The 23,871-nt window shown below is 43.4% G+C and carries 19 protein-coding genes and 1 pseudogene; 2 read left to right on the forward strand and 18 right to left on the reverse strand.

Annotated elements, in window-relative coordinates:
- Positions 1-348: 348 nt before the first annotated feature.
- The 11 genes from ICE93_RS00190 to ICE93_RS00240 form a co-directional block, all read right to left on the reverse strand.
- Positions 349-1,182 (reverse strand): glycosyltransferase family 2 protein, encoded by an 834-nt coding sequence (locus ICE93_RS00190; RefSeq protein WP_216184221.1) that lies wholly within the window; start codon positions 1,180-1,182, stop codon positions 349-351.
- Complete coding sequence (locus ICE93_RS00195; protein WP_216184224.1) at positions 1,163-2,911, reverse strand: carbamoyltransferase C-terminal domain-containing protein; 1,749 nt, start codon at positions 2,909-2,911, stop codon at positions 1,163-1,165. Before ICE93_RS00195 ends, ICE93_RS00190 begins: the two co-directional genes overlap by 20 nt.
- A gap of 8 nt (positions 2,912-2,919) precedes the next feature.
- On the reverse strand, positions 2,920-4,377 hold the full coding sequence (locus ICE93_RS00200; protein ID WP_216184226.1) for an MBOAT family protein: 1,458 nt from the start codon (positions 4,375-4,377) through the stop codon (positions 2,920-2,922).
- A 4-nt stretch (positions 4,378-4,381) separates the two neighbouring features.
- Entirely contained in the window at positions 4,382-5,482 is a 1,101-nt protein-coding gene (locus ICE93_RS00205; protein WP_216184229.1) for a hypothetical protein, read from the reverse strand.
- Positions 5,483-5,563: 81 nt separating this feature from the next.
- A complete protein-coding gene (locus tag ICE93_RS00210) occupies positions 5,564-6,721 on the reverse strand; it encodes a glycosyltransferase family 1 protein (RefSeq protein WP_216184232.1) in 1,158 nt (385 codons plus the stop codon).
- A complete protein-coding gene (locus ICE93_RS00215) occupies positions 6,721-7,704 on the reverse strand; it encodes a methyltransferase domain-containing protein (protein WP_216184235.1) in 984 nt (327 codons plus the stop codon). The genes ICE93_RS00210 and ICE93_RS00215 overlap by 1 nt, the downstream gene beginning before the upstream one ends.
- 6 nt (positions 7,705-7,710) lie before the next feature.
- Positions 7,711-9,567, reverse strand: a complete 1,857-nt coding sequence (gene asnB, locus ICE93_RS00220; protein WP_216184238.1) for an asparagine synthase (glutamine-hydrolyzing) — start codon at positions 9,565-9,567, stop codon at positions 7,711-7,713.
- A complete protein-coding gene (locus ICE93_RS00225; protein WP_216184241.1) occupies positions 9,567-10,667 on the reverse strand; it encodes a glycosyltransferase in 1,101 nt (366 codons plus the stop codon). Before ICE93_RS00225 ends, asnB begins: the two co-directional genes overlap by 1 nt.
- Positions 10,664-11,716, reverse strand: coding sequence for an O-antigen ligase (locus ICE93_RS00230; protein ID WP_216184244.1), 1,053 nt, complete (start codon positions 11,714-11,716; stop codon positions 10,664-10,666). The genes ICE93_RS00225 and ICE93_RS00230 overlap by 4 nt, the downstream gene beginning before the upstream one ends.
- A gap of 610 nt (positions 11,717-12,326) precedes the next feature.
- A complete protein-coding gene (locus ICE93_RS00235) occupies positions 12,327-13,184 on the reverse strand; it encodes a Wzz/FepE/Etk N-terminal domain-containing protein (protein WP_216184247.1) in 858 nt (285 codons plus the stop codon).
- 16 nt (positions 13,185-13,200) lie between these two features.
- Positions 13,201-14,565 carry an O-antigen ligase family protein gene (locus tag ICE93_RS00240; RefSeq protein WP_216184249.1) on the reverse strand — a complete coding sequence of 455 codons (1,365 nt, stop codon included), beginning with the start codon at positions 14,563-14,565 and terminating at the stop codon, positions 13,201-13,203.
- A gap of 90 nt (positions 14,566-14,655) precedes the next feature.
- On the opposite strand from ICE93_RS00240, the gene ICE93_RS00245 reads away from it, so the two are divergent.
- Positions 14,656-15,963 (forward strand): exopolysaccharide biosynthesis polyprenyl glycosylphosphotransferase, encoded by a 1,308-nt coding sequence (locus ICE93_RS00245; protein ID WP_216184252.1) that lies wholly within the window; start codon positions 14,656-14,658, stop codon positions 15,961-15,963.
- Between the two features lie 12 nt (positions 15,964-15,975).
- Positions 15,976-16,806, forward strand: a complete 831-nt coding sequence (locus ICE93_RS00250; protein ID WP_216184255.1) for a glycosyltransferase — start codon at positions 15,976-15,978, stop codon at positions 16,804-16,806.
- Positions 16,807-16,824: 18 nt separating this feature from the next.
- Here ICE93_RS00250 and ICE93_RS00255 read toward each other — a convergent pair whose 3' ends face one another.
- The 7 genes and pseudogenes from ICE93_RS00255 to ICE93_RS00280 form a co-directional block, all read right to left on the reverse strand.
- Positions 16,825-17,946, reverse strand: coding sequence for a glycosyltransferase (locus tag ICE93_RS00255; RefSeq protein ID WP_216184258.1), 1,122 nt, complete (start codon positions 17,944-17,946; stop codon positions 16,825-16,827).
- A complete protein-coding gene (locus tag ICE93_RS00260) occupies positions 17,943-18,992 on the reverse strand; it encodes a glycosyltransferase family 9 protein (RefSeq protein WP_216184261.1) in 1,050 nt (349 codons plus the stop codon). Before ICE93_RS00260 ends, ICE93_RS00255 begins: the two co-directional genes overlap by 4 nt.
- A 7-nt stretch (positions 18,993-18,999) precedes the next feature.
- On the reverse strand, positions 19,000-20,163 hold the full coding sequence (locus ICE93_RS00265; RefSeq protein ID WP_216184264.1) for a glycosyltransferase family 9 protein: 1,164 nt from the start codon (positions 20,161-20,163) through the stop codon (positions 19,000-19,002).
- Positions 20,160-21,353 (reverse strand): glycosyltransferase, encoded by a 1,194-nt coding sequence (locus ICE93_RS00270; protein WP_255554411.1) that lies wholly within the window; start codon positions 21,351-21,353, stop codon positions 20,160-20,162. The genes ICE93_RS00265 and ICE93_RS00270 overlap by 4 nt, the downstream gene beginning before the upstream one ends.
- A gap of 6 nt (positions 21,354-21,359) precedes the next feature.
- Positions 21,360-22,031, reverse strand: coding sequence for a glycosyltransferase family 4 protein (locus tag ICE93_RS00275; protein ID WP_216184267.1), 672 nt, complete (start codon positions 22,029-22,031; stop codon positions 21,360-21,362).
- Positions 22,032-22,043: 12 nt separating this feature from the next.
- Positions 22,044-22,547: pseudogene (locus tag ICE93_RS11470) on the reverse strand (glycosyltransferase family 4 protein); the annotation flags it as partial.
- Positions 22,529-23,866 (reverse strand): hypothetical protein, encoded by a 1,338-nt coding sequence (locus ICE93_RS00280; protein WP_216184271.1) that lies wholly within the window; start codon positions 23,864-23,866, stop codon positions 22,529-22,531. The gene ICE93_RS00280 and the pseudogene ICE93_RS11470, both read right to left, overlap by 19 nt.
- Between the last annotated feature and the right edge of the window lie 5 nt (positions 23,867-23,871).

Consider the following 23,871-nt stretch of genomic DNA (forward strand, 5'->3'; position numbering starts at 1 on the left):
TTTATGCTCTCAAAAAATGGAAACTGCTTATTTTGTCACTTTTGGTAGACAACGGCCTAATGCCTGCAACACTTGGCTTGTTGCACTGCAATAATCCTTGTTGAAAAATATGGCTTAAGATTCAGATCCAATTGCCCCACGAGGTATTCTCTATTCAAAATGATCAATGGACTAACAAACAAGAAACCCGTGATCATTCGCATAATAATTATCCCTAATATAAAATGCACACCACCCCAAAAGCCAAGCGTCACTGAGACTGAGGTGAGATATCCCGCTGTCAGTAATTTACTGTTTTTTTATAAATCCCATTGTCTTGTAACTTTAAGAAGTTAAGTCCTTGCGGATTTATATGTGTCCGACAACATATTGCCAAGCCCGATTCACTATTTTTCTGGCTGCAAATTTTATTAAAGAAAAGCGAACCCCGTTTTTTTTCAACGCGTTGATCACTTCTTTGTTTTGTCGAAGAATACTCTTAAGACTTTTATTCGATACTCCACCCACTCGCATTCTAATCAGCGCCTGTGAAATATATACAGCGCGAATTTTGTAGCGCTCAAGATATCGCATCATCAAATCGACATCTGATGCAATCTTTATGGAAAGATCAAACCCTCCAAATCTTTTAAATACCCTACTTCGGACATAGAAGGTAGGATGGGGAGGGTTCCATCCCAACCCAAATGAGCCCATAACAAATTGTGAGGACTTCCAATATCTCACTATCGTCCGATTATCCTGACTGACATACATCAGATCTGCGTAGCAGGCATCAATGGATCTATCTTCAAATACAGCCGCAATTTTCGCAACAGCTGAGGGTAGAGCAAACATATCATCCGAGTTCAAGAAACCCACGACTTCGCCCGTAGCTATTGCGATGCCCTTGTTCATGGCATCATAAATCCCCGCATCTTTTTCACTTACCCAGTAATCGATATGTTCTTCATGTTTTCGGATAATATTTAGCGTCTCGTCCGTCGAGCCGCCATCAATGATGATGTATTCAATATTGTCATACGTCTGCTCAAGAACGCTACGTATAGCATCTTCGATACTATCGCCTCCATTAAATACGACTGTAACAATAGAGCACTTAAGTTTATTTAATCGTGGTTTTTCTTGTGCGTTTTTGAAACGAGTTCCGCCTTTGAGTTCTCTATTGATTTCTTGTAACAAGATAGTCACCCAAAACTAACACATCCATTTTGGTGCGCAAGAAGCAGTCGAGAGCCTCTTCCGGCCTGCATACAACCGGCTCATTCTCGTTAAAAGAGGTATTCAGCACCAGAGGCACGCCCGTCAATTCACCGAAGGATTCAATCAGCATGGCATAGCGTGGATTAGTCTCGACACTGACAGTTTGCAACCGTCCCGAACCGTCAACATGTGTTACTGCCGGTATAAGAGAACGCTTATCTTCACGAATCTGGTACACCTGCATCATGAAGGGAACCTCGTCATCCGTTTCGAACCAATCAGGCACTGCCTTGCGCAAAATCGATGGCGCGAAGGGCCGGAAAGACTCCCTCCTTTTGATCTTTAGATTCAAAATATCTTTCATGTCAGCACGTCGCGGGTCACCAAGAATAGAGCGATTCCCTAAGGCGCGGGGGCCCCATTCCATGCGCCCATAGAACCAGCCTATCACCTTGCCGTCCGATATCGCTTTGGCAACACGGTTACACATTACCTTCTCCTCATTCACGAACTCCCACCGGCAATTCTGTGCGAGTATCCTTTCATTGTTTGCTTCCAACAATCCCCGAACTTCTTCTGTTTTGAACGATGGTCCCCAGTATGCATGATCCATCACAAATCGGCGATTACCTCCTTGCTTGTGCCAGATATTGAATGCTGCGCCGATTGCCCCCCCTGCGTCACCCGCAGCAGACTGAATATAGACTTTCTTAAAAGGCGTATTTCTGTATATCTTGCCATTCGCCACTGAATTCATAGCACACCCTCCGGCCAAAGCAAGATTATCCACACCGTGTTTTGCATACAGCTTTTTTAACAAATGGAAAAAAGCTTCCTCATACATCGCCTGGATCGAACGCGCGATATCCTTGTGATGCTGAGTCAGCTCGTCACCCTTTCGCCGTGCCGGCCCAAGCAATTCGCATAGAGCATCAGTAAATAACCCTCCCACTCTTGGTTCACCATTTTCCCATTCGTATTTAATCTTGTTCTTGTGATGCTGAAAATAATCTAAATTAAGATGGAATGAACCATCTTCCCTCAACCTCACGATATTACGCATTTCAGGTAGATACTTTGGTGAACCATAAGGAGCCAGACCCATCACTTTGTATTCATCACCATAGTTTGGAAAACCAAGAAACTGGGTCAATGCCTGATAGAAGATGCCTAGCGAATGCGGGAAATAAACCTTGTTGTCCTCACGAATTTCCGCACCTCTTCCCAAACCCCAAGCGGCACTCGCAAAATCCCCGAAACCATCTACAGATACAACAACGGCTTCATCAAAAGGAGATACCAGGAAAGCTGAAGCAAGGTGAGATTCATGATGTTCTACACCATGAATCTCACCGGCAAAGTGCTGCCCGGGAAATGCCTTTGACAATTCCTGCCTCACATTCAATCGCTCTCGTTTGTTACGCAGCCGGTCAATGACAAACTTGATGTCGGGACGATTGGTGAGAGTGAATAATATTTTTCGCCACAGATTCGCCTTGGGATCCTGATTGATCGCAACGTTATCGACAGCCGTCAATTCAATTCCGGCCTCAGCCAAGCAATATCGGATAGATTCTGAAGGGAACCCTGCCCAATGCTTGATACGTCGAAAACGCTCCTCTTCCGCAGCAGCAATCAAAACACCGTCTTTGACCAAACATGCAGAAGAATCACCATGATAAGCGTTGATACCCAAAATATATGTCATAGTGAACCCTAGAATTGGAAATAGATAAACTGGCTGACTGGGCGAAGAAAAATAAATACGACAAATATCATGAAACTATACGCCGCAATCTCCCCAATATTTCTAACCCATGTTTGATTAAGAACGGAAGCTTTAGTATGTGTAAAAAACCAAGTTAACAACATTCCACATGTGAATAAAAATACCAGCAAATAGAAATTCTCACGAAATGCCAAGCTATGATAACTAGAAATATCAAATACCCGTTGCCACAGAGACAATGACGTTCTCAATGAATCCGCCCTAAATGGAATCCAGCCAAGCATGATGATTGGTAGCGTGAGCATCCAACCGAAAATCATCGTCAATCGGGATGAGTTGAATGGAGACCAATTCATGGTCAACCGATATAACAATATAAAGATTGCATGCCAAATACCCCATAGAGCAAACATCCAACCCGCCCCGTGCCATAGCCCCATGATGAGCCAAGTGAGGACCAAGGCCAGAGCAAAGCGAATGCTAGTTGCTTTAGGATTCGGCTGAATATCAATGCCGTTTTCTGAACTGTCTTTGATCCGCGAACCTGAAAGTGGCAAATAAAGATAATCTCGAATCCACGAAGATAAAGTAATGTGCCATCTTTTCCAAAAGTCTCTTGGCGACGAAGCCAAGTATGGCCAGTTGAAATTCTGAGGCAAATGCACACCGATCAGCAATGCAGAACCGATAGCAATTAAACTATACCCGGCGAAATCAAAATAAATCTGGAGGCCGAAACCAAATGCCATGGTCCACACATCCAGCCCACCCAAACTATCAGGAGGGACTGCAAACGCTTCATCAACCCAAGGTGCAATCTGGTCGGCCAACCCCACTTTAAGAAACAGACCCAAGATGATCTTCTTGATACCATTAGTCACATTATCCAACTTAATATGTGGCATCTTGACGATTTGAGGGATCAACTCGTGTGCACGCAGGATAGGGCCTGCAATCATATGCGGCCAGAACATCACATAAGTTAGGTATGTCCAGAAACTTCTTATCGGCTCAAAAATTTTACGGTAAACATCAACCGTATAGCTGATTGAAAGGAAGGTATAAAAGCTGATTCCGAGCGGCAAGATAATATTACCCAGAGAGAATGTCCAATCATGACCAAGAGATTTACCGACCATCGAGATATTATCTGTAATGAAATAAGCGTACTTAAAATAAATCAATAAGCCTAAATTTATAGTCAGACTCGACAACAACCATAATCTACGTCCACGAGGGTGTTTCTCGTCATATATTTTCAGCGACGCGAAATAATCTACGAAAGCCGACAAGACAATTAGAAATAAAAATTCAACTCGCCAAAAACCATAAAATAAAAGACTTGCTGCCAACACTAAAAAGCGCCTTCCTGAGCTTGGGATTATCCAATATGTCGTAACAACCAACACCAGAAAAGTTAAGTAAGTGACCGAATTAAATAGCATGCACTTATTTCAAATTTGACTGAATAACAGGGAGGAGTTCTTTCGCAAGAAGTTTATGACCATTTTCTTGAAAATGCATAAAATCAATGTCTTCTCCAAAATTGCTGCCCCAATCTTCAGCTGGAACTAATTTTTCAAGATCAAGATATTTTGCAGAATATTTATTTGCCAATTGCTCAATCTGAATTTTCCATTCTGAATATTCTTTTCTATCGTATGGCAATGGTTTATCTTGCCTTACTGGGGCGATATACATCACTAGCGGTACCATGTCCGCTTTTGAACGAGCCAGCATGTCTTCCAAGGCTTTCATATTCTTTTCATAGCGGGGTTTAATGATTTTACGCTGACTTGTTGAACTAATATTAAAAACCCAATTCCGAAACTCAAATAAATCTCCAAGCACACTGGCTCGCAGATTGCCGCGTTTTTCCCAAAGCTGCCAAACACTTCCCAATTTTGACGAAAGCAAATCTTCCAAACCTTTATCAACTGATTCACCGTAAGCGCCCTGCTTTACTTCTGACTCAACTTCCTTTCCATTATTCGCTAAAAGCGCCAATTCCCTGCCAACTGAATAAGTAAGCAGACTGTTGACAAATTTATCGGTGGCTATGTCAGAAAAATCCTGACGTAAGCCGCTTTCTCGAAAGCCCATAAATTCGACCTGAAGAACCAACGCCTTTACAGCAAGTTTGCTTTGAACAAACTGGGCAAGAATGAACTCCTCTTGCGGATTAGCGTTTGATAGCGACAGTCCGAGAGGGACAAAACAACCTCCGCACTGTGGAGAGTTTCTCATCCAGTATGGCGCAAGGTGTTCACCTTGTTTGAATTGATTAATGGTATGGAGCTGAGAATTACTCAGCCACAACACGATCTTTTGTTGCTTCGATTCTCCGGAGTAGTGACTGACTATTGCATTGATTTCAGGCAAGGTATGCCCCGTAAAGGGAATGCCATCCATTGCCTCAGATCGGCTTGTGTTTTCTTTTCCCAAGGCAAAATCTTCCGCTTGAATACGCTTCCCCTCGTAGTAAATAAGCATGATCAAAGCCAATACTATCGAAAGCAGTAATATTGCGAACGATTTGTATTGATTCATTGTTTATTTCTCATTAAGGGAGAGAGTACATGAGAGCATACTGAAGAGTCGATCAGGAACAACCTTGTAACACTCACTTGGTTATTGTAGACCTTCTTTTTGCGAAGAAACACACACTTCTATGACAGACTTTGTAAAATTTTCCCAGGAATATTCGTCTGCACGCATTTTGGCTCGTCGACGCAAATCGGCCACCCCTGTCGGATCACTCAACATGATTTCAATCTTGTCTGCAAGATCCTCTGCTGAGAATGCCTTGAAGTATCTTACCCCGTTCGATCCAAATTCCGGCATAGGCTCGACATTACTGGCCACTATCGGAAGCGAATAGGCCATGGCCTCAAGAAGAATATTCGGACTATTCTCGATTAAAGAGGTGAAAACGAACAATGACGCATTACGATAGAGCGCGTCCAAACTAGACCGATCAGCCCCAGCAATAATACTCACATGATCTGTCAATCCGAGTCGCTCTATCAAACCTTCGATTTCTTCAAAATATTTTCTATCGTATGGTTTACCGACAATCACCAGTCTTAAACGGTTTAGTCGCTGTGCCGGCAATAAGCTGAAAGCTTCGATCAACCTTTCAAAATTCTTATATCTATAAAAATGAGATACTGAAAGAATGAAAGGCGATTCGCAGGGAAGGGTACTGTTCTGGATATCATCCGCACTTGGATTAAATATCTCGACACCATTAGGAATTACCTTGATCTTCAATGGCTTAATACTGCATTCAGCAAGTATGGACTTGCACGTATTTGAGAGAGCGATCACTTGGTCGGCTCGTCTGCAAGAAGAGATTATCGTATGACGAAGCAATCTCATCCTGAAACGAACAATATTGCTCTCAACCCCCCACGCCTCTTCAGAGAAGGGTGCGAGATTAGACACTCCCACGATCGAATAGACTTCTTCACCCAGAAATAGCGGCAGGTAATGCGAGAACGTCAAATATATATTCAGGTCTTTACTATTCATCAGCTGCGGCAAGTTCCAATTCTCCCAGGCCGCTCGGCGAAGCGCCCGCAATCGTCCCACCCCAATATGTACGTTGATCACCTCCCAACCGTCCGCATCATTTATAGAAGGTAGAGAATCGCGATCTTTAACGATCACTAAACGTATGTCGGGAGCATAAGTACGAAACCTTCGCAAAAATGCCTCAGCCCTCGTAACCTGCCCACCTGTTGTTGCCGCTAATAAATTCAGCAATATCCCCTTGCTGCGCTTCATCAGATTTTATGGCCTCGCACCACAAGTAAATTTGCCTGAAACACTTCAACCTGATTAAAGCCAGCGCCGGACATCCACTGCCGGATTGTGGTTGCCGATTGGGGACTATCGTATTGAGGGCCCAGCATATCAAAAGTATCCAGAAGCGCCCACTCTCTTAGCTGACGCTCATCCAGCGGATATACGCCGGTGTAATCGGCAACCGGGATCAATCTCTTCAAATATCGTCCCGCAAGAGGAATCCTCCCGATCAATTGACTTGTCTTGAGAAGCGCGGGCACCGTCTTCTCCAAGAAGTGGAACAATTGCTGCTGCGGCATGTGTTTTGTAATTGGACGAAATAGGTATTTGGAATGAAGAAGGGTACGGAGCCGTTTCCAGTAGAAGTCCGTACAAAGCCACCCTCCTTCCGCAACCATCCCAGGAAGTGCTGCAAAAGCCCGAGCCACATCCGGCGTATGCTGCAACACTCCCAGCGAATACACAAAAGAAAAAGATGCTTTCAGAAAGGGCAGTGAATAGATATCCCCCTGAACAACATGCAGATTGGGATAATGACGGAGATTGGTGAGGCAAGCATCAACTGCTCTGGAATAATCCAGCGCAACTACTTTTGCCCCGGCCTGCAGCGCTACCTCGGCAAATCGGCCTGCTCCACAACCGACGTCTAGCACCCATTTACCTGCGATATCCTCGACGTTCCATCCTGTCGCCTGCCAGAAGCGGTTAGCTGAAATTGGATGGCCGGAATAGCTATCAAGCTGAGTTTGACGGAACTTGTTCCACTGCATTCCGAAATTGTCGGCATAGTTGGATTCCGGTACAAAGCGCGGAATAAACTCCCGAACCGGATAACGTTGATGACCATCTTCCGACACCAGCCAAGCGCTGCGAACCAGCCCATTCAGATATTCCGGAACCTCCAACCTCAACTTTTGGTTCGTTTTAGGGCACCGCAGAATTTCCAGCAATTCGATTTTCATTTATCCTCATATCCTTATTTGATATTCCTGTCGCCAGAGTTCGAACATAACCAGTCCGAACAATCGCTCACTGTTGTTTCTACCTTTGTCCTGCCCGCGCAATAGAGTCAAGACCATCTTCTTGTCGAACATACATCGGTTATCGAGCAGAACGGCATGGAAGTAGTCCCTCCAAGCTCCTTCTTTCAGCCAGTCCCGCAATGGAACTGAAAATCCCTGCTTGCGTTGCCGATCAAATTCGGGTGGCAACAGTCGCGAGGTCAATTTCTTCAGGATGATCTTGCGCTGCGACAGTGTTGTTTTCATGTGCGACGGAACTCGACCATAAGCAAATTCGATAACGCGATAATCCAACATTGGCGCGCGAATTTCCAAGGAATTTAGCATGCTGGCCCGATCCACCTTCACCAGAATGTCCTCGGGCATATAGTTCTCGAATTCCATTCGAGTCGCCCTCTGTAATAAGTCATCGACCATCGGAATGCGTGACTGCCTGATTCCTTCCGCAACCGTCTTCCAAGATCCATCTCCGATTAATGCGCGGCGTGCAGCATCATCAAAGAATGTCGCAATCAGAGGCAAGCCTGAATCCAGATCGCTACTTAACGACTGAAGCCAGTTCCGCCCCCTGAAACCATATGGCAACAATGCGCTAGCCGAACTCGCCACCAGTTTGCGAAGTTCCAAAGGCAACCAATCGATCTTTTGCTTACGCCACAACAGCCGGTCGTAATGCGCATATCCGCCAAAGAGTTCGTCTGCGCCGTCTCCACCTAGTGCTACAGTGCAATGCTGCCTTACCAGTTTGCTGACTAGATAAGTTGGAATCATCGAAGAATCGATCATGGGCTCGTCATACTGGCGCGCTAATAACGTAAGCAGATCCGGAGTTACCTGACCAGCATTAAGTTCAATATGCTCCGTACCGAAGTGCTTAGCAATCAAACGTGCGTGTTTGGTCTCATCATATTTTCCAAATCCCTCAAACCCCACTGTAAAAGTTTTGACATGCCTCGATGTTCGTACAGCCATGGCGGTAATGAGACTGGAGTCGACCCCGCCGCTCAACAATACACCCACCGGCACATCTGCAACCATCTGCCGCCGCACGGCATCTTCCAGTAATGCTTCGAGATCATTCTCCAGCGCCCGCTCATTCTGGCAACTCTCTCGGGTTGGTGCGGGCAGTTGCCAGTATTTCCAGACCTTTGCAGCACCTTGCTTTAGATCGAACGTCAGCGCATGAGCTGGCGGCAATTTCTTCACCCCATGAATGATGCAACGCTCACCCGGGACAAAGCCCATCGCCAGGAAGCAATCCATCGCTTCTGCATCGAGATGCTTCGAAATGGCGGGGTCCGAAAGTAGTCCCTTCAACTCGGAGGCAAAGCGCAAGCAACCTCCGGATAAGGAATAAAAAAGCGGCTTTTCTCCGGCGCGATCACGGGCAAGAAATACTTTTTGCATCGCGGCGTCATACAGCGCGAAAGCAAACATACCATTCAGCCGGGAAAGGCAATCTACCCCCCATTCCCTGTATGCTGCCAGAAGAACTTCGGTATCAGTAAGTGAACGGAATACGTGACCTTTCCCTGCCAGCTCTTGCTGAAGATCGAGGTAGTTGTATATCTCCCCGTTAAAAACGATCGTTATCGATCCAGTAGAATCATGCATAGGCTGATGTCCGGCTGGCGACAAATCGATGATGGCCAACCGTCGATGCGCCATGCCCACCTGCCCACCTTCGCACCACCAAATACCGGCGTCGTCCGGACCACGATGCCTCATGGTATCCCGCGCTGCGGTCAGAATCTCCCGATCCTGTACTGGCGAACGAGATGCGACACCGACAATTCCACACATTATTCATTCACTCCAGTTAATACTTGCCTGTAGATATTTTCATATTCTCTGGCGGCTGATTGTATTGTCATACCACTTACGCGGCCGTATGCCAACTCGGAGCGTTGTCGCGCAATATCACGCTGCATCACCACCGATTCTATGGCTTTTGCCAGCGCCAAATGATCATCGGGCTGCACAAAGATAGCGGATTCGTCATTCAATATCTCACGGTGTGCCGGAATATCGCTCACGATAACCGGACAACCTGCAGCCATTGCCTCCAGCACCACATTAGGCTGCCCTTCGAAGCGGCTCATGCTGACCAAAGCGGCAGCACGTCTCAGCAAACCCCACCAATCCGATCGATATAGAGAAAGTGAGACGCGGTCATTCATACCTAAATTTCCGATCATGTTTTCAATGCACTGCCGCGATGGCCCTTCCCCGATAACCCATGCGCCGACCAAATTCGATAACGAATCTGTCTTGACCGCGTTAATCACCACATCTATTCCCTTTTCCGGCGCCAGCCGCCCGACCACTAATATATTATTTTCGCAAACATTTGAGGCTAACGAATCTAACAACGCTTGTGGAGCATTGCGGATTGCATCAACATCAACCGCATTCGCCACTTGAAAGATGTGTTTATTTGCCGGCAATACTCTGCGCCAATAACTTTCACCGGCGGACGAATTTGCCACCACTGCATCTGCGTAACGAAAAAACCACCATCTAAGCCAAGCCATGAACCTCGTGTCATTTATACCCTGAATCGAGGAACGCTCAGTTCCTATCCATTTCACTCGGTTTACCAATGCGGCAGTACCACCTACGACATCCATTTGCGGCAGCCAGGTTTGCACAATATCGGGGTTTATTTTCTTCAGTAATGCACAGACACACACAAATAAGCGTGGATCGATGGATTTGAAGTCCCTTAGTTGATGAATTTCGATTTTTTCGCTCTTTAGAGCATCAAGATGAACTCCTCCTCTACGAATACCAATATGCACATTCCAGCCGCACCTTGCCTGCTCCTTTGCTAATAGCGAGAGCTGGCGTTCTGCTCCCCCACCAGATAAAGTAGGTATCAAATGCAGGATGACTTTGTTCACTTCACTCTCTTACTTCTCTCATAGCAGCCAAATACCAAACCGAACAGCATCCAAAAAGGTGCCGAGTTGTGCCACTGCTGAAACAATCCGTATAGCATTCCTTGAAATAACCAAATCAGCATTACTTCACCCAGCACTCTTGATTTTTCATCCTTCAATAAATGACGAATCGCCCGAAACGTGAAAAAGCACAGGCTTAATACAATCACAACAATGGGGAGCCCCCCTTCAAGAGCCCAAGTCATATATGAGCTATGCAAATTTGCACCGTAAACTATTTCTCCACGAGCATCGAGGATCCGATAATTAATCAGCTCTTGGGAAATAGAGCTAAATCCACCAAGACCAATGCCCGCAGGGAAATTTTCACTGAGCAGCTCAAATGATAATGTAGAAATTGCCGTTCGCGACGGATCCTCATCCCCCTGCGGGTCCGATAAGCGTTTATATGTTGTTTGGATTTTCTCTGCAAAGAGGGCCATAACAAAAAAAATAGCGATTACCCCGACTATTCGCCTAATCCATATTGAAGCGACCGAATTTCGCCTCTCTAAGGCCGCATTCCTATGCCCACGGGAATTTCGCGCCTTGAACAAAAAAGCGGCTCCCAATGAGAAAATTGCCGCGACGGTTATCGTCTTCTTGGTTGATGCAAGTAATGTGAATATCGCGGCAAATGCCAAAGTTGTTGCACCAGAGATAGTCGCTAGCGGAACTATCATAGCGACATCTAAATCTAAAACCCCTATTCTCGGTAAGGAAGGGTGTAGATACGCATCTATTAGCAAGTAAAATATGGAGAGGGCCCCGGCAATTAATATATATTTTGCAACAACCGCCTGGTTGAATTTGTAACCAATGATGAATGCCACTATGAAGTCGATGGTCACAATTGGAAGGTACAGTACTTGATATTTAATTGACTCTTGAAAATCAATGCCCCAATATGAGACAAGGATAAAGGCAAGCGCATAACAGATTGGCAGTGCCAGCCATTTCAATTGAATATATATGATGTTTACAATATCCTTATATATGAATGTAGCCAAAAGTATTAATGTACTTCCATAGATCACGTACACCTGATTTGGATATTGTGTATACCTTGACGCAACGATGACACAGAGTGGCTTGAGCGCCCAAAGAAATATAAACAGTGTTTGATTGCTAAGTGACATGTGTGGGTGCCAATAGGGGCAAGCCTTGGATGCACTGCACGCCCAATTGATGCCCGTCTAGCCCTGAATAAAATAGCCGACTTCTAATGCTACTTGTAAAACACAGGGCTTTCGACGTTCTTACGAGGTGTGAGGATATTAAAACAATTTCAGCCAATTCATGACCGCCAAGGGGAAAAAGTTTTTTATTCCAACTGTCGTGTCTAGAAGAATAGACCATCAGATATCTTGCCAAAAAAAAGCTGCTGAAATTAGGGTGGCTAAATAGTAAAGTTGAACCGACCAGCCGTGTCCGGTTGGATCTGAACGCGCCTTTTTTCGGTTCTTAAAGGAACTTAGGACGCAACAAGAGTGGCTTAGGAAGCGGGAGGTCGATGTCACGCAAAATAACCCAAAGTCCAAAACAGACCAATTCTGGTCTGAGTGGGAATAGCGCCCGCTAATGCCCGAACCCGGGCATCTATTTTCGTACCTCTCTTTATCAAACCGTCCCCGCCATCTCACGCATGTATGTTGCGACCATCTGGCGTCCCAGTGCTATCAATAATCCAAGCAGGAGCCCACCCAGGAGCCCACCTGCCAAGACTACGCTTTTTTTGGGCGCGATCGGGCTGTCGCCTGCATAGATGGGAGTGATTAGGCGGGTGGCACGGCTTTGGTTAGTACTGACCACATTATTGAACATGGCCATCTCCTCTAGCAGGAAGCGGATCTCGTCGCGGGTCGAGAGGTAGCTGGCGCTGATAGCCTGGCCGGACTTGTCGGCCATAGCTACTAGGTTTTTCGCTCTTTTCAGGCGACCCTCGTAGTCTGCCAACTTAGTTTTGACCTCCTCGACGTAGGTCGCCACAATTTGCGCTTGACTCGATTGAATGAGATCAAACATGCTTTGTGCACAGGCCGTGGCAATTTGAGGGGATGGACCAACCGTTTTGAGCTCAATCAGATTAGCCACCCCCCTTGGGATGCTCAGCTTGATCATATTTTTCAGCGCTACGGCATCGCCCGCTTGATCTTGGAGGCCGCAAGACTTAATCACCTGAGGCGAAAAGCTCGTGGGCAAAGAGAAGCGCGCGATTAGGAGGGTCGGCTCCTCAACATTGACGCCTAGAGGATTGAGGTTCTTGTTAGCGGCAATAACAATTTGCGCCATCATGATTTGGACCGATGCTTCGTATTGTTTGGGGGTGATTAGCAGGTAAGCTACAGCTGCCGCAAGCCCAAGTGCGCCTGTGAGGGCGATAGATTTCCAGGCAGCTTTGAGGAAGCGCAGGATGTCGATTAGGGAGACTTCGCCCTCGTCGAGATTGTTGTTTTTATCGGCTTGCACATTAACCATTTGGAGTTTTATGAACTCAATCTATTTCTAAATTAGCTGGGGTATGGAGATGATTAGATTGATTTACGACGTTGATCATACCAAAAATTATTATCAAAATGCTTAGATATTTATATATTGTGAACTCTACGAGCCCGCGAACTAAATAGAAACTGATGAAGGCTGTTAACACTGCGATTGTTAGGTAAGATAATTTTTGATTTATTGCACGATTGACTATTAATTTACGCCCGCGCTCCCAGAAGCTTTTTAAAATACCAAACATGCCAACTACCAGGGAAAACTGGGCAATGCATGCTGGAATGCCGCCAAAAAACCCCGCCGATAGAAACCAATTGTGTGGACTGCCAAAATTAATAATATTTGGATGTGTCAGTTTTAAATGCGAAATAGCAGCATCCCATACCTCAGCACCAAACCCATAGCCCATCATGGGCGCCTCCTGAATCAATAGAATCGCAGGGGTCCAGGCATATAAAATCCTGTCCCAAGTTTGGAGCCTCCGAGAAACAGCCCCCTCAAACAACTCAGGCGCCAAAAGTCCAAGAGCGACTTTTAAGACTACGAAAACAAGAAAGCTGATCGTCAGCATTTTGATTGCAGACCATCTGGCTTGATAAGCTTTTAGAGCAATGAAAAATACAATCTCAAAAAATAGAATTAGATAGGTTGATCGCGCACCGGTGCCACCGCCCAAGATCACCGAAAGAATTAAGAGTAAATACAGCAATAGCTGAAAAAATAAGGGGGCTACGGAGAGCTTTTTGATTGCTTGAATATCACCTTGCTCTTGATTATATAAAATTCTGGCCAATAAAAAGGGTGTCAAAAATACATACCCATCCCCTAGCCAGCGATGGCTATAGTCAGAACCTATCGCAATATTGTTTCGGTAATCCCAGATATAAAAACCAATATCCACAAGAATAAGGGCAAGCATGGAAAAGAGTAGGCAATTAAATAAGAAACCAATTGTTTTCACGCTGATTGGAATTATCATTAAAGCCATGACTGCTAGACAAATATGCACTCCGTACTGCGCACCAAACGCAATCAAACCATCGTACCGAGGAAATTGCCTTAAGGTTGCGATGAAAAACAGGATGCTCATCACAAAAAGACCCCAAAAAACCATCTTGGCCGCCATTGACTGCGCAATAGACGCCTTGAGCAAATTAATATTGCTTTTATTAATGAGGGGCAATCCAAGCAAAATTAATCCCAGCGCAAAAAAATCGACTGGTCTTCTAATAAACTCATTAAAAACTAAAACAATATAGAGCCCAACTAGGTACAAATAATATTGAGCTACAGCCTCTTTGGCCTTTTTAGGGGCATTAGCTTGAATATCGGCAATTGCCCCATCATTTATTAAACTCATATCTCATTTTAGCAGTTTCCTCATGGATATCCCTATAAAATTGAGTGGAAATTAATCCCACACCTAAAGATCGCCCTAGGAATCATTTTGATGCCGCATTTCTACCGAATCATCCAATCTGGGTTAATTCTCCTTTCGGGATTTGCAGGTCTTCACATACGCTTTTACGATCGCCCCATTCCCAATAACTTCTACTGGGTAGTTCTTTTATTTAGCGCTCTTCTTTTTTTATTTTTAGGCGGCGATAAAAAGTCGGGGGATCTTTCGGAGACTTATACCAGACTCAAAGTATTGAGCAATAAATGGTGGCAAACCTTTGCGGTTGTCTTGTTGGTGATTTTATTAACGCAAAGCAGCTTACTTTTTTCTCGCATTTGGCTCCTATCATGGGGAGTTGGCACATGGGTCTTGCTCATGATTTCAGATCTGATTTGCAGCTCTTTAATCAGCAATTTCATCATCCAGCCAAGTAATGTCATCAATATCGCCATTATTGGCCATAACCATGCTTCACAAAGGTTGTTAGATTACGTCTCACTCAACCCTTGGTCGGGCTGTGTCTTAAATCACCATGCTCAAGAATTGAGTGATACCGAACTTGCAAAAATTGAGCGCATGCAATTGGATGAAATTTGGATTTGCCTAACCCTTGATGAGGCCAACCAATTTACCAACGTTCTAGATAAACTCTCTACCAGTTCTGCCAAAATCAAATTTTCTCCAGATCTCTTTATGCTGCGCTTACTAAATCATGGCATTAGTGAAGTGGCTGGTGTCCCAATGATTGATGTAAGCAATTCGCCATTTGAAGGAAGAAAACTCTATCTCAAAAATTTAGAAGACTTTTTTCTGTCGTTTATTTTCTGTATCTTGTTAATGCCAGTATTTTTAACTTTAGCCGTACTGGTAAAGCTCAATTCCAAAGGGCCCGTGTTCTATAGACAAACCAGGGTGGGCCTCAACGGCAAGCCATTTGAGATGCTGAAGTTTAGAAGCATGCCGGTGGATACTGAGCGTGATGGCGCTCGCTGGGGCGGATCAGAATCCAAGGTAGTTGATTCATTTTCACTATTTTTGCGTAAATATAATCTTGATGAATTGCCGCAGTTCTTTAATGTCTTAAGAGGTCAAATGTCAATTGTTGGGCCCAGACCAGAGCGCGTTGAATTCATCGATAAATTTGCAAAAGAAATTCCGGGCTACGCAAAAAAACATTTAGTCAAAGCCGGCATTACTGGCTGGGCACAGATACATGGATTACGTGGTGATACCGACCTGCATAAACGAATTGAATACGATCTGTATTACATTGAGAACTGGTCACTATTATTGGATTTAAAGATTATTTTCATTACAGCGATCGAGCCATTTATATCGAAGCATTCTATAAAGAGTTAAACCAATTTCGACATGAAAATTCAAATCATCAACACATTCAAGCGCAATGTGCGCAGGGCGCAACTTATCCTTGAAAAACCATATCAATACTTAGAGGATCAAGTTGCTACTACCGCCTTTCCAAATTTACATATTGCACCCAATATCTACCAAACATGGGTAAATCGACATTTTGGTAAAACTCACTTTAACGAGATTCTGCAATTTAGAAACCGCAACCCTGATCTAAATTTCTATTTGTATGACAATCAAATGATTGAGTCCTACATGGAAGAGTATTGGGGCAATCACCCTATATACAGAATCTACCAGAACTCTCAATTTGGTCCCTCAAAAGCAGATATCTTTAGAATTTGTATTTTGAATGAGCGTGGTGGCTTTTATTTTGATATTAACAAGGGGTGTAAAGCCCCGCTCCACTCCCTATTGCAACCTGATTCAGATTGCTTAATCTCTTATGAGCAAAATGATTGCATTATCATGCCTGAACAGTCGATCATGGACCGCATTGCTCATCCCACAAAACTTGCAATGCAATGGTCGTTTGGATTCGCAAGAAATCATCCTGTAACTACCTTGATGATTAATGAAATTTGTGATTTTTATCCTTTGTTTAAAGATCAACATTTTGATAATCCGAAAAATGCGATCTTAAGTTTTACCGGCACCGGAATGTTAACCAGAGTAATTCGAAAGACACTTCTTCAAAACCCAAGTATTGCACTAAATCAAGCTGGAATTGATTACAACGGTTACGCCATTCCTGATATGAAAGGCTCCTGGGTCCGATATTTCACCTCACCTGCCTATAGCAAATCAAACAATAGGCCGATTGTTTTATAGCCAGCAATCAAACAAAGCTTATAGCTCTCTCTCAGATTTAGGTTTATTTAATTTTGACTTTAGAAGACTATGCACCATTTCAAAGAATTGATTTTGGAACTGCTCTTTTGAAAACCTCTGCGTCCACTCTCGAATAGCTTGTGGATTAAATTGATTGGGCGATTTCTCAAAACGCTCAATCGCTTCATTTAATGCTTGCGCTGTCTGAGTCTCAAAATAAATACCCGTTTTGCCATTCACAACAGTATCTAAAACACCGCCCTTACCGTATGCAATTACGGGCCTTCCGCAAGCCATCGCCTCAACCGGGACAATCCCAAAATCCTCTAATCCAGGGAAGATTATGGCCTTACAGCTGGCCAAATACCCTCTAATTTGATCATCATCGAGCCTACCCAGAAACTGGATATTGGGTTTTGCCTGTTTTCTAAGGACCTCTAGCATGCCGCCCTGGCCAATGACCACTAATTTGCGACCAGACTGATTAAAGGCCTCGATAGCCAAATCAGGCCTTTTGTACTGGATTAGTTGACCAAACAGCAAGTAATAGTCTCCCTCCGAATGCTGAATCTGGAAATGATCAATATCCACTGGTGGATGAATCACAACTGAATCTCTTTGGTAGCAATTTAGGATGCGCTTTTGAACTGTTGTGGAATTAGCAATAAATTGATTGACTCGCTTTGAGGTCCAGCGATCCCAGATGCGTAAGGGCTTCATCAAAAGCAACATCATCAGTTTTTTAAAAAACCCAACTGATCGAAAGTACTCATCAAATAAATCCCAGACATAACGCATAGGCGAGTGGCAATAGCAGACATACATCGCCTTGTTGTTCAGCCTGACCCCTTTAGCGGGACCCGACTCAGAGCTAATAACAAGATCATACTTTTTGAGGCTTAAGAATCGTAATGCAATCGGCATTAAAGGAAGGTAATTTTGGTACCACTGAATCGCCCTTGGTAAATGCTGAATAAAAGTAGTATTGATCTGATGCTTCTTGATTGCATCCGAGATATTTTTAGGATCGTATACATGCGTATAGATATCGGCTTGCGGATAGAGTTCACACAAAGCTTCAAGCACTTTCTCGCCGCCACGCATGTTAACTAACCAGTAGTGAACAATTGCTACTTTCAAAGTGATGCCTTATTCTTTAACAGATTTTGAGATGCGGCAAATACTTTATCCACAGAAATCGATTTCATACAAATAGGGTTGCTGCAATCAGCGTAGTTTTTACCGTCATAGCAAGGTGCGCAAACGATCTCCTTGCTTGCTTTAAATACCCGCAGATTTTGACGCCCGACCGGCGCTACTGCAGTTGCAGGTGTGGGGCCAAATAAGGTGATTAATGGGGTGCTTGTTAGTGTCGCTAAATGTAGTGGGCCAGTGTCGTGAGTAATAATAAGATCAGCTTTATCAAGTACAGCAACCAATTCTAAAAGACTGGATTTCCCAATCAAATCAATTGTCCTTAAGCCCTCAAAATAGGACTTAACCCATTGATCACTATTTGCACCGACAAGTACAACTTCGCAATCAGCGCTGATGAACAATTTTGCTAGCTCAACGTATCTTTCAATAGGCCAACGCCTTAAGAAATCATCTCGTAAGGCATTTCTACTGCCACCAGAAACAAGAGCAACCGTTTTTCTTTGTTGTTTTTTTTCAAAAAATGATTGCTTGAAGAGATTATTTGAGAGAAGGCGATTGCCCAAGCCCTGCAAAATACTCGCACCCTCTATTACATCAATAGTATTTCCTGATAAAAATTTCAGGTATTCGCTAACCCTATATTCCTTGGTTGCCGGAAAGAAGCGCTTTTGCATTTGAAATATCAATCTGGGATTACAAGCATAGGCTGGCAAAGCGAATAAATCGTATTGCCAATTCGTATGAGCAATATAAATTGCTTTGTACTTTTGACAATGGCTTAGTAAAAGAAACCAGGAGATGAGTAAGGCTTTGATTCTTTGCGCTAAGGGCCCAGTTAAAAGTGCTTGTTCTGGCACTGCAATTACCTTATCAGCAACCTTAAGACTCTCCAATAATCCAGAGATTGATTGCCCCACTACCCAATCGACCAGAACATTTGGATTGCTGAGCTTAAACCTTTCCACGGCTACAGCAGCCTGGATAACATCCCCAATGGCACCCAGCTTAATGAATAGGATTCGACTCATGATCAGCCTAGACCTCGAAAACTACCTGGAGTTGATGAATCAACATCTGCGGGGAAATTCCATTAACACATGCTCTTTGTGCGCAAGGATTACTATGACAAGGGGAACAAGTGACTTTATTTTCAAGCAAGCGAACTGATTTTCCTAGAGGATGCCAGCGTTCGATTTTACTGAGCCCATTGGTTACCACTATAGTTGGTCTGACATAAGAACCTGCAATATGCCCTGCTAAAGAATCAACACAAAAAACGGCTTTTGCTTTAGAAATCAACTTGCAAAAATCATCAAAACTGAGATGGCCAACTAAATTTTTGACTTTTTCAGGATTATTTATACGATTAATTAGTACTGAGGCTTGATTTGCTTCACGCTCCCCATGACCCGTAATCAAAACATTGATTGAATATTGATCAAGCGCATCAATAACTTGAACCCAAGAGTCCAAAGACCACTCTTTAGCGGGATTGCCAGATCCTGGATGAATCACGACATAAGTCTCGTTTAAATCCAATCCAAAAGTTATCTGCTCATTACCATTAACATTCCTTAACCAAGGCTGGTAATCGGCTACTTTTTTGACTGCACCTAACCAAGGAATAAATAATCCGGCCTGTAGCTGTACCTCATGAAATGTTGGCTCTTTTTGACTGCTAGCTTCATTTATCAATAGTGGGCCACCCCCAGCACTTACATATCCTATAAGCGGACAATTAAAACTCTTGAATAATGGAATAAAAGATGGTTCGTATGAATTGAGAAAAAAGATTGCATCATAAGCATTTTCTTTCAACTGAGGCATAACTTTTTTTACATGACTCTTAAATTGGCGCTTTTTCTCTGATATCGCTAATTTGCTGCGATTAGCCTGCCAATGACTGATGTAATAAGACCGATCTATACCAGGATGGTCTTTGAGAATAGGAGCAGACCAATCTCCTGCTAAAAAATCGATTCTACATTCTGGGTATTTTTGCTTTAGTTCTCGGATTAATGCCATGCTAATCACCACATCGCCAAGATGCGCAGGATTAACTAATAGAATGCGATTTAACTGTCGTGGTATTTTCTGCTTAGGCCTAATTGTTTTTGCGTATACCCAAAATAGAATATCATTTAGCGCCAATTGAGCTATAGCAAACGGATTGCGACGATGGTAGCGAGTAAAGATCATGGATTCTTTCTTGCATTCATCTGAAGATGTAGATCAATAAAAGCGTTTACAAAATGTTTAATGTCACCAAGTTTTGCCCTCTCCATCAACAATTCTCGCACTTGCGGGTCAACTGAATTTTCAACGATGAAGGTAATAACTGACTTCATGACTGTAATATTTCCTTCAGGAAAGCAGCACCCCAGATTACCTATCACCACTGGAATAGCACCCGATAGGCTGCCCGCAACCGGAGTACCACAGGCCATCGCTTCTACAAGCACTCTGCCATACTGCTCTTTCCAGAAGTAATCAGTATGTGACGGTAGAACTAGAACATCAAAAGATGCATACAGTTTGGCTAATTCATCTCTTGATTTAGGGGACACAAACTCCACACGATCATGCAGATCAAGTTTCGCAACTAAATGTCGGATTCCCTCTTCTTCTGGACCGCTACCAACTAATATTAAGCGATAACTGGGGTCCAGTTGACTTAATAGTTGAATTAGATCCGGAACACCTTTCTCAGAAATAAATCTACCAACGTATCCAATGATTTTGCTACTAGCGTCTGATTTTTGATCTTTTGTCATCTGTTGGAATGGCGCTAGATCTAATCCCCACCACTGGATGCCCACTATTGGTCTCCAACCAAACTGATGCACTACATCCATACTTTCTTGATAACAAGCAAGCCCGCCATGGACTAATCTAGATCTTAATGGCTGCAATAGCGCATCAGCTAGCAAATAGCGAATACTCTTGCGAATAAATACCCAGATATTCTTAAGGGAAAAGTTCTCCAGCAAGAATCTTACTGGCGGGGTCTGAACAATATTTTCAAAACTATAGAACAGTACAGTCGCTTTATTCTTTGCCAAATAATTAGCTAATCCCATATTCAAGGTATTGATGGAAAAGGCCTCATCTAAAACAATAATGCAGTCGGGTTTAAATTCACTAATACATTTTTTAAACTGAGACACTGGACCCCATTTTTTTCTAAATGAGTAAGTTTCAATTCGTCTAAAGCTTATTTTTTCAGAATAGGCTGCTGTATTTTGAGAGCCTGCATAAATGGCCTCAGAATCAAAATCTTTTGGGCCGACGATACATAGATGACTAATGCGCGTATCAGCTGCAAAAGCCCGTATCAAGTAATCAGAGTAAGGGATATAAATATCGTGCCAGTAAAGCAATACCTTCATGGTTAATTATTCCGCGCCTGCCGAGTCTTTAGATAATGAGCCATTATCAACCAGCGGTTTTAATTGCCCCAGAACAGAGGTCCAGGAGTAATTTTCTGCTTGTTGGCGCGCTGAGATAGCCATCTTCTGACGCTGCTCTGGATTCTCAATCAAATAATTTACTTTTTTCTCAATATCCACTTTGGTGCGCAGAATAAATAAACCAGTCTTTCCATCCTGAAGGTAATCTTCAATCCCACCTACTTGTGTGGCAACTAATGGCAAACCACATGCCATAGCCTCAATGCCTACCAAACCAAATGCCTCATAAAAAGTCGGCAGAATAAAAGCGTCGGCACTCTGAAATAGCTTAATTAAATCTGGGCCTGATTTAGCCGGCAAAAATTGAACTGCATGCTCTACGCCAATTGATGCTGCATATCTTTTAATTACTGCATAGTCGTCACGACCAACAATACGGTATTGAATTGACCTATCTTTAGTAATCATTTCTTTAATAGCATCCAGAACTAAAAAACAGCCCTTACGCTCAACTTCATTAGTTACTGTGAGCAAGACAAATGTCTTCTTATCAATTGATTCTGTCGCTCGCAACTCTTGTCGCAAATCAACAGCTAATGGATGGAAGAGATTTGTATCTACACCATGTGGCAAAACTACGATTTTTTTAGGGCTCACGCCATAGTACATTTCCAACTCTCGCCCAGTTCGCGTGGAGGGCGCTAAGACCATCTGAGAGCCATATTTAAAAAAGTACCACTCTGAAAGAGATATTAAATAATTAAAGGGGTTAAATATCCACTTCCATGATCCATATTTTGCCGATACAAATAAAGATGCTAGATGACAACTCCCAGCAAATCCAAAACTTATTTTCCATGGGCCAGCTCCTGGCGCAGCAAATACCAAGGAATCTTCGAGCCTATTCTGGCGAATGGCCCTACCAACCTTATTAATCCATGAGATAGTATTAAAGAAGGGGAATCTTCTAAACAGAGGCGGCCTTTGTTGCAGATAAATCACTCGGGCACAGCAAGATGCTAACTCAGGATCAACCGCTTGGCAGATCAGAATAACTGAATATCCTGATTTAGATAAATACAGTAGAAATTCAGAGAATACCTTCTCTATCCCACCTAAAAAATGGAGTTTAGGAATAGCTAAAATGATGGGTTTTAGTTTGTGTGAGTTAATAAAGTTTTTCTAACGTAGAAAAAATTAAACACCAGGAATAGTAGATTTCCAATCAAAAAACTAACCCATATGCCAATCATTTTCATCGGAGCATATAACAATGAAATACCCAGGAATTTGATGGCTCCACAAATGCCCAATGCCCATATAACAGGAACATATACTTTATTGGACTGATAAAACAACTGAAACAAGGTATTCATAGCAGTCACTGTAAAGACTGCGCCGATTAATAAGTAGAGAGATCGATCCTGTACAAGTTGACCGCTCCATAGTTTAGTCATCTGCTCTCCACATAGAATCAAAAATATGGAGTAGGTGAACCCAATCGACAGTACCACTAGTAACTTGACATTACTTTTTTGCTTTAACCAATCACGGTCTTCGGCGCTATTTTGGTGGATTCGTTTGGCATAATGCCCTAAAAATGGAATCGTACTTGCCGCTGTAAATGCTATTGCAATATTGACGTAGCGCTGCAAGATAGCGGTAGTACCGATAGTGGTATCGTCAGCAAAAAATCCCACATAGATCAACTCGCTGCCGGAGAAAATCATGGCTCCCAACTGAATAGCCCACAAGGGCAGTCCAGCCTTAAAGAGTGGTAGAAATTGATTCCAATGGTGTTGAATATTGCCAAACACACTAGCTATAAAAACGCCCATTGCCAATTGTCTGGATTGCAGCAGCAAATATAGACCCGCCAGAGAGTAAAGGGCATACGGCGCAAAAAATATAGCAGTGGCCAGATTGAGGTCGGCCTGCAAAATATAGATAAGTGCAACAGCAAAGAGTTGCAAAGCATTTCTGCAAAAGTCTAATAGTGCAACTTGATCTTCCTTTAGAAATGCTAATAGCGCATTTGCTGAAATAGTCCCCAATAATGATAAAAGAGAAATCATTACCACTAACGCAAAAAGACCGTAAGGAGCTTTGATTGCTTTTAAGCCTTCGATACCAATTGACAGAAATAACAGTGCCAACAAGCCAAGACCAATAATTGCCAATAATCCTTGAAGTACCGAGAAAATCAGTTGATTCTGTGTTTCACTTGAATCGTCTTCTTGGCTTGCGCCCAATTTCCCCAACTCAATTCTCATAGCAGATATAACGCCAAAGTCTTGCGAGGTAATCAGTGTTGCAATGGAAAGCAGCCAGGACCACATACCAAACTGACTTTTATCTAAAGTTCTACTGAGTACGTAAACAGCCGCAACTGATCCCACAATACCCATTGCCCTGATTGCCACATTGGCAGCAGAAACTAAAAATAGTTTGTGGGTTTTATTTTGAGGAGCTAACCTCTTAATTAAGCTCATGGTGG

The sequence above is a fragment of the Polynucleobacter sp. MWH-HuK1 genome (genome assembly GCF_018881815.1).
GTDB lineage: Bacteria > Pseudomonadota > Gammaproteobacteria > Burkholderiales > Burkholderiaceae > Polynucleobacter.

What these genes read in the sequence shown, in the direction of transcription:
- ICE93_RS00205 (WP_216184229.1), bottom strand. Translation starts at nt 5,482, where the DNA reads ATGAATCAATACAAATCGTTCGCAATATTACTGCTTTCGATAGTATTG.
- ICE93_RS00195 (WP_216184224.1), bottom strand. Translation starts at nt 2,911, where the DNA reads ATGACATATATTTTGGGTATCAACGCTTATCATGGTGATTCTTCTGCA.
- ICE93_RS00235 (WP_216184247.1), bottom strand. Translation starts at nt 13,184, where the DNA reads ATGGTTAATGTGCAAGCCGATAAAAACAACAATCTCGACGAGGGCGAA.
- ICE93_RS00280 (WP_216184271.1), bottom strand. Translation starts at nt 23,866, where the DNA reads ATGAGCTTAATTAAGAGGTTAGCTCCTCAAAATAAAACCCACAAACTA.
- ICE93_RS00265 (WP_216184264.1), bottom strand. Translation starts at nt 20,163, where the DNA reads ATGATCTTTACTCGCTACCATCGTCGCAATCCGTTTGCTATAGCTCAA.
- ICE93_RS00200 (WP_216184226.1), bottom strand. Translation starts at nt 4,377, where the DNA reads ATGCTATTTAATTCGGTCACTTACTTAACTTTTCTGGTGTTGGTTGTT.
- ICE93_RS00270 (WP_255554411.1), bottom strand. Translation starts at nt 21,353, where the DNA reads ATGAAGGTATTGCTTTACTGGCACGATATTTATATCCCTTACTCTGAT.
- ICE93_RS00260 (WP_216184261.1), bottom strand. Translation starts at nt 18,992, where the DNA reads ATGAGTCGAATCCTATTCATTAAGCTGGGTGCCATTGGGGATGTTATC.
- ICE93_RS00245 (WP_216184252.1), top strand. Translation starts at nt 14,656, where the DNA reads ATGCCGCATTTCTACCGAATCATCCAATCTGGGTTAATTCTCCTTTCG.
- ICE93_RS00210 (WP_216184232.1), bottom strand. Translation starts at nt 6,721, where the DNA reads ATGAAGCGCAGCAAGGGGATATTGCTGAATTTATTAGCGGCAACAACA.
- asnB (WP_216184238.1), bottom strand. Translation starts at nt 9,567, where the DNA reads ATGTGTGGAATTGTCGGTGTCGCATCTCGTTCGCCAGTACAGGATCGG.
- ICE93_RS00250 (WP_216184255.1), top strand. Translation starts at nt 15,976, where the DNA reads ATGAAAATTCAAATCATCAACACATTCAAGCGCAATGTGCGCAGGGCG.
- ICE93_RS00240 (WP_216184249.1), bottom strand. Translation starts at nt 14,565, where the DNA reads ATGAGTTTAATAAATGATGGGGCAATTGCCGATATTCAAGCTAATGCC.
- ICE93_RS00215 (WP_216184235.1), bottom strand. Translation starts at nt 7,704, where the DNA reads ATGAAAATCGAATTGCTGGAAATTCTGCGGTGCCCTAAAACGAACCAA.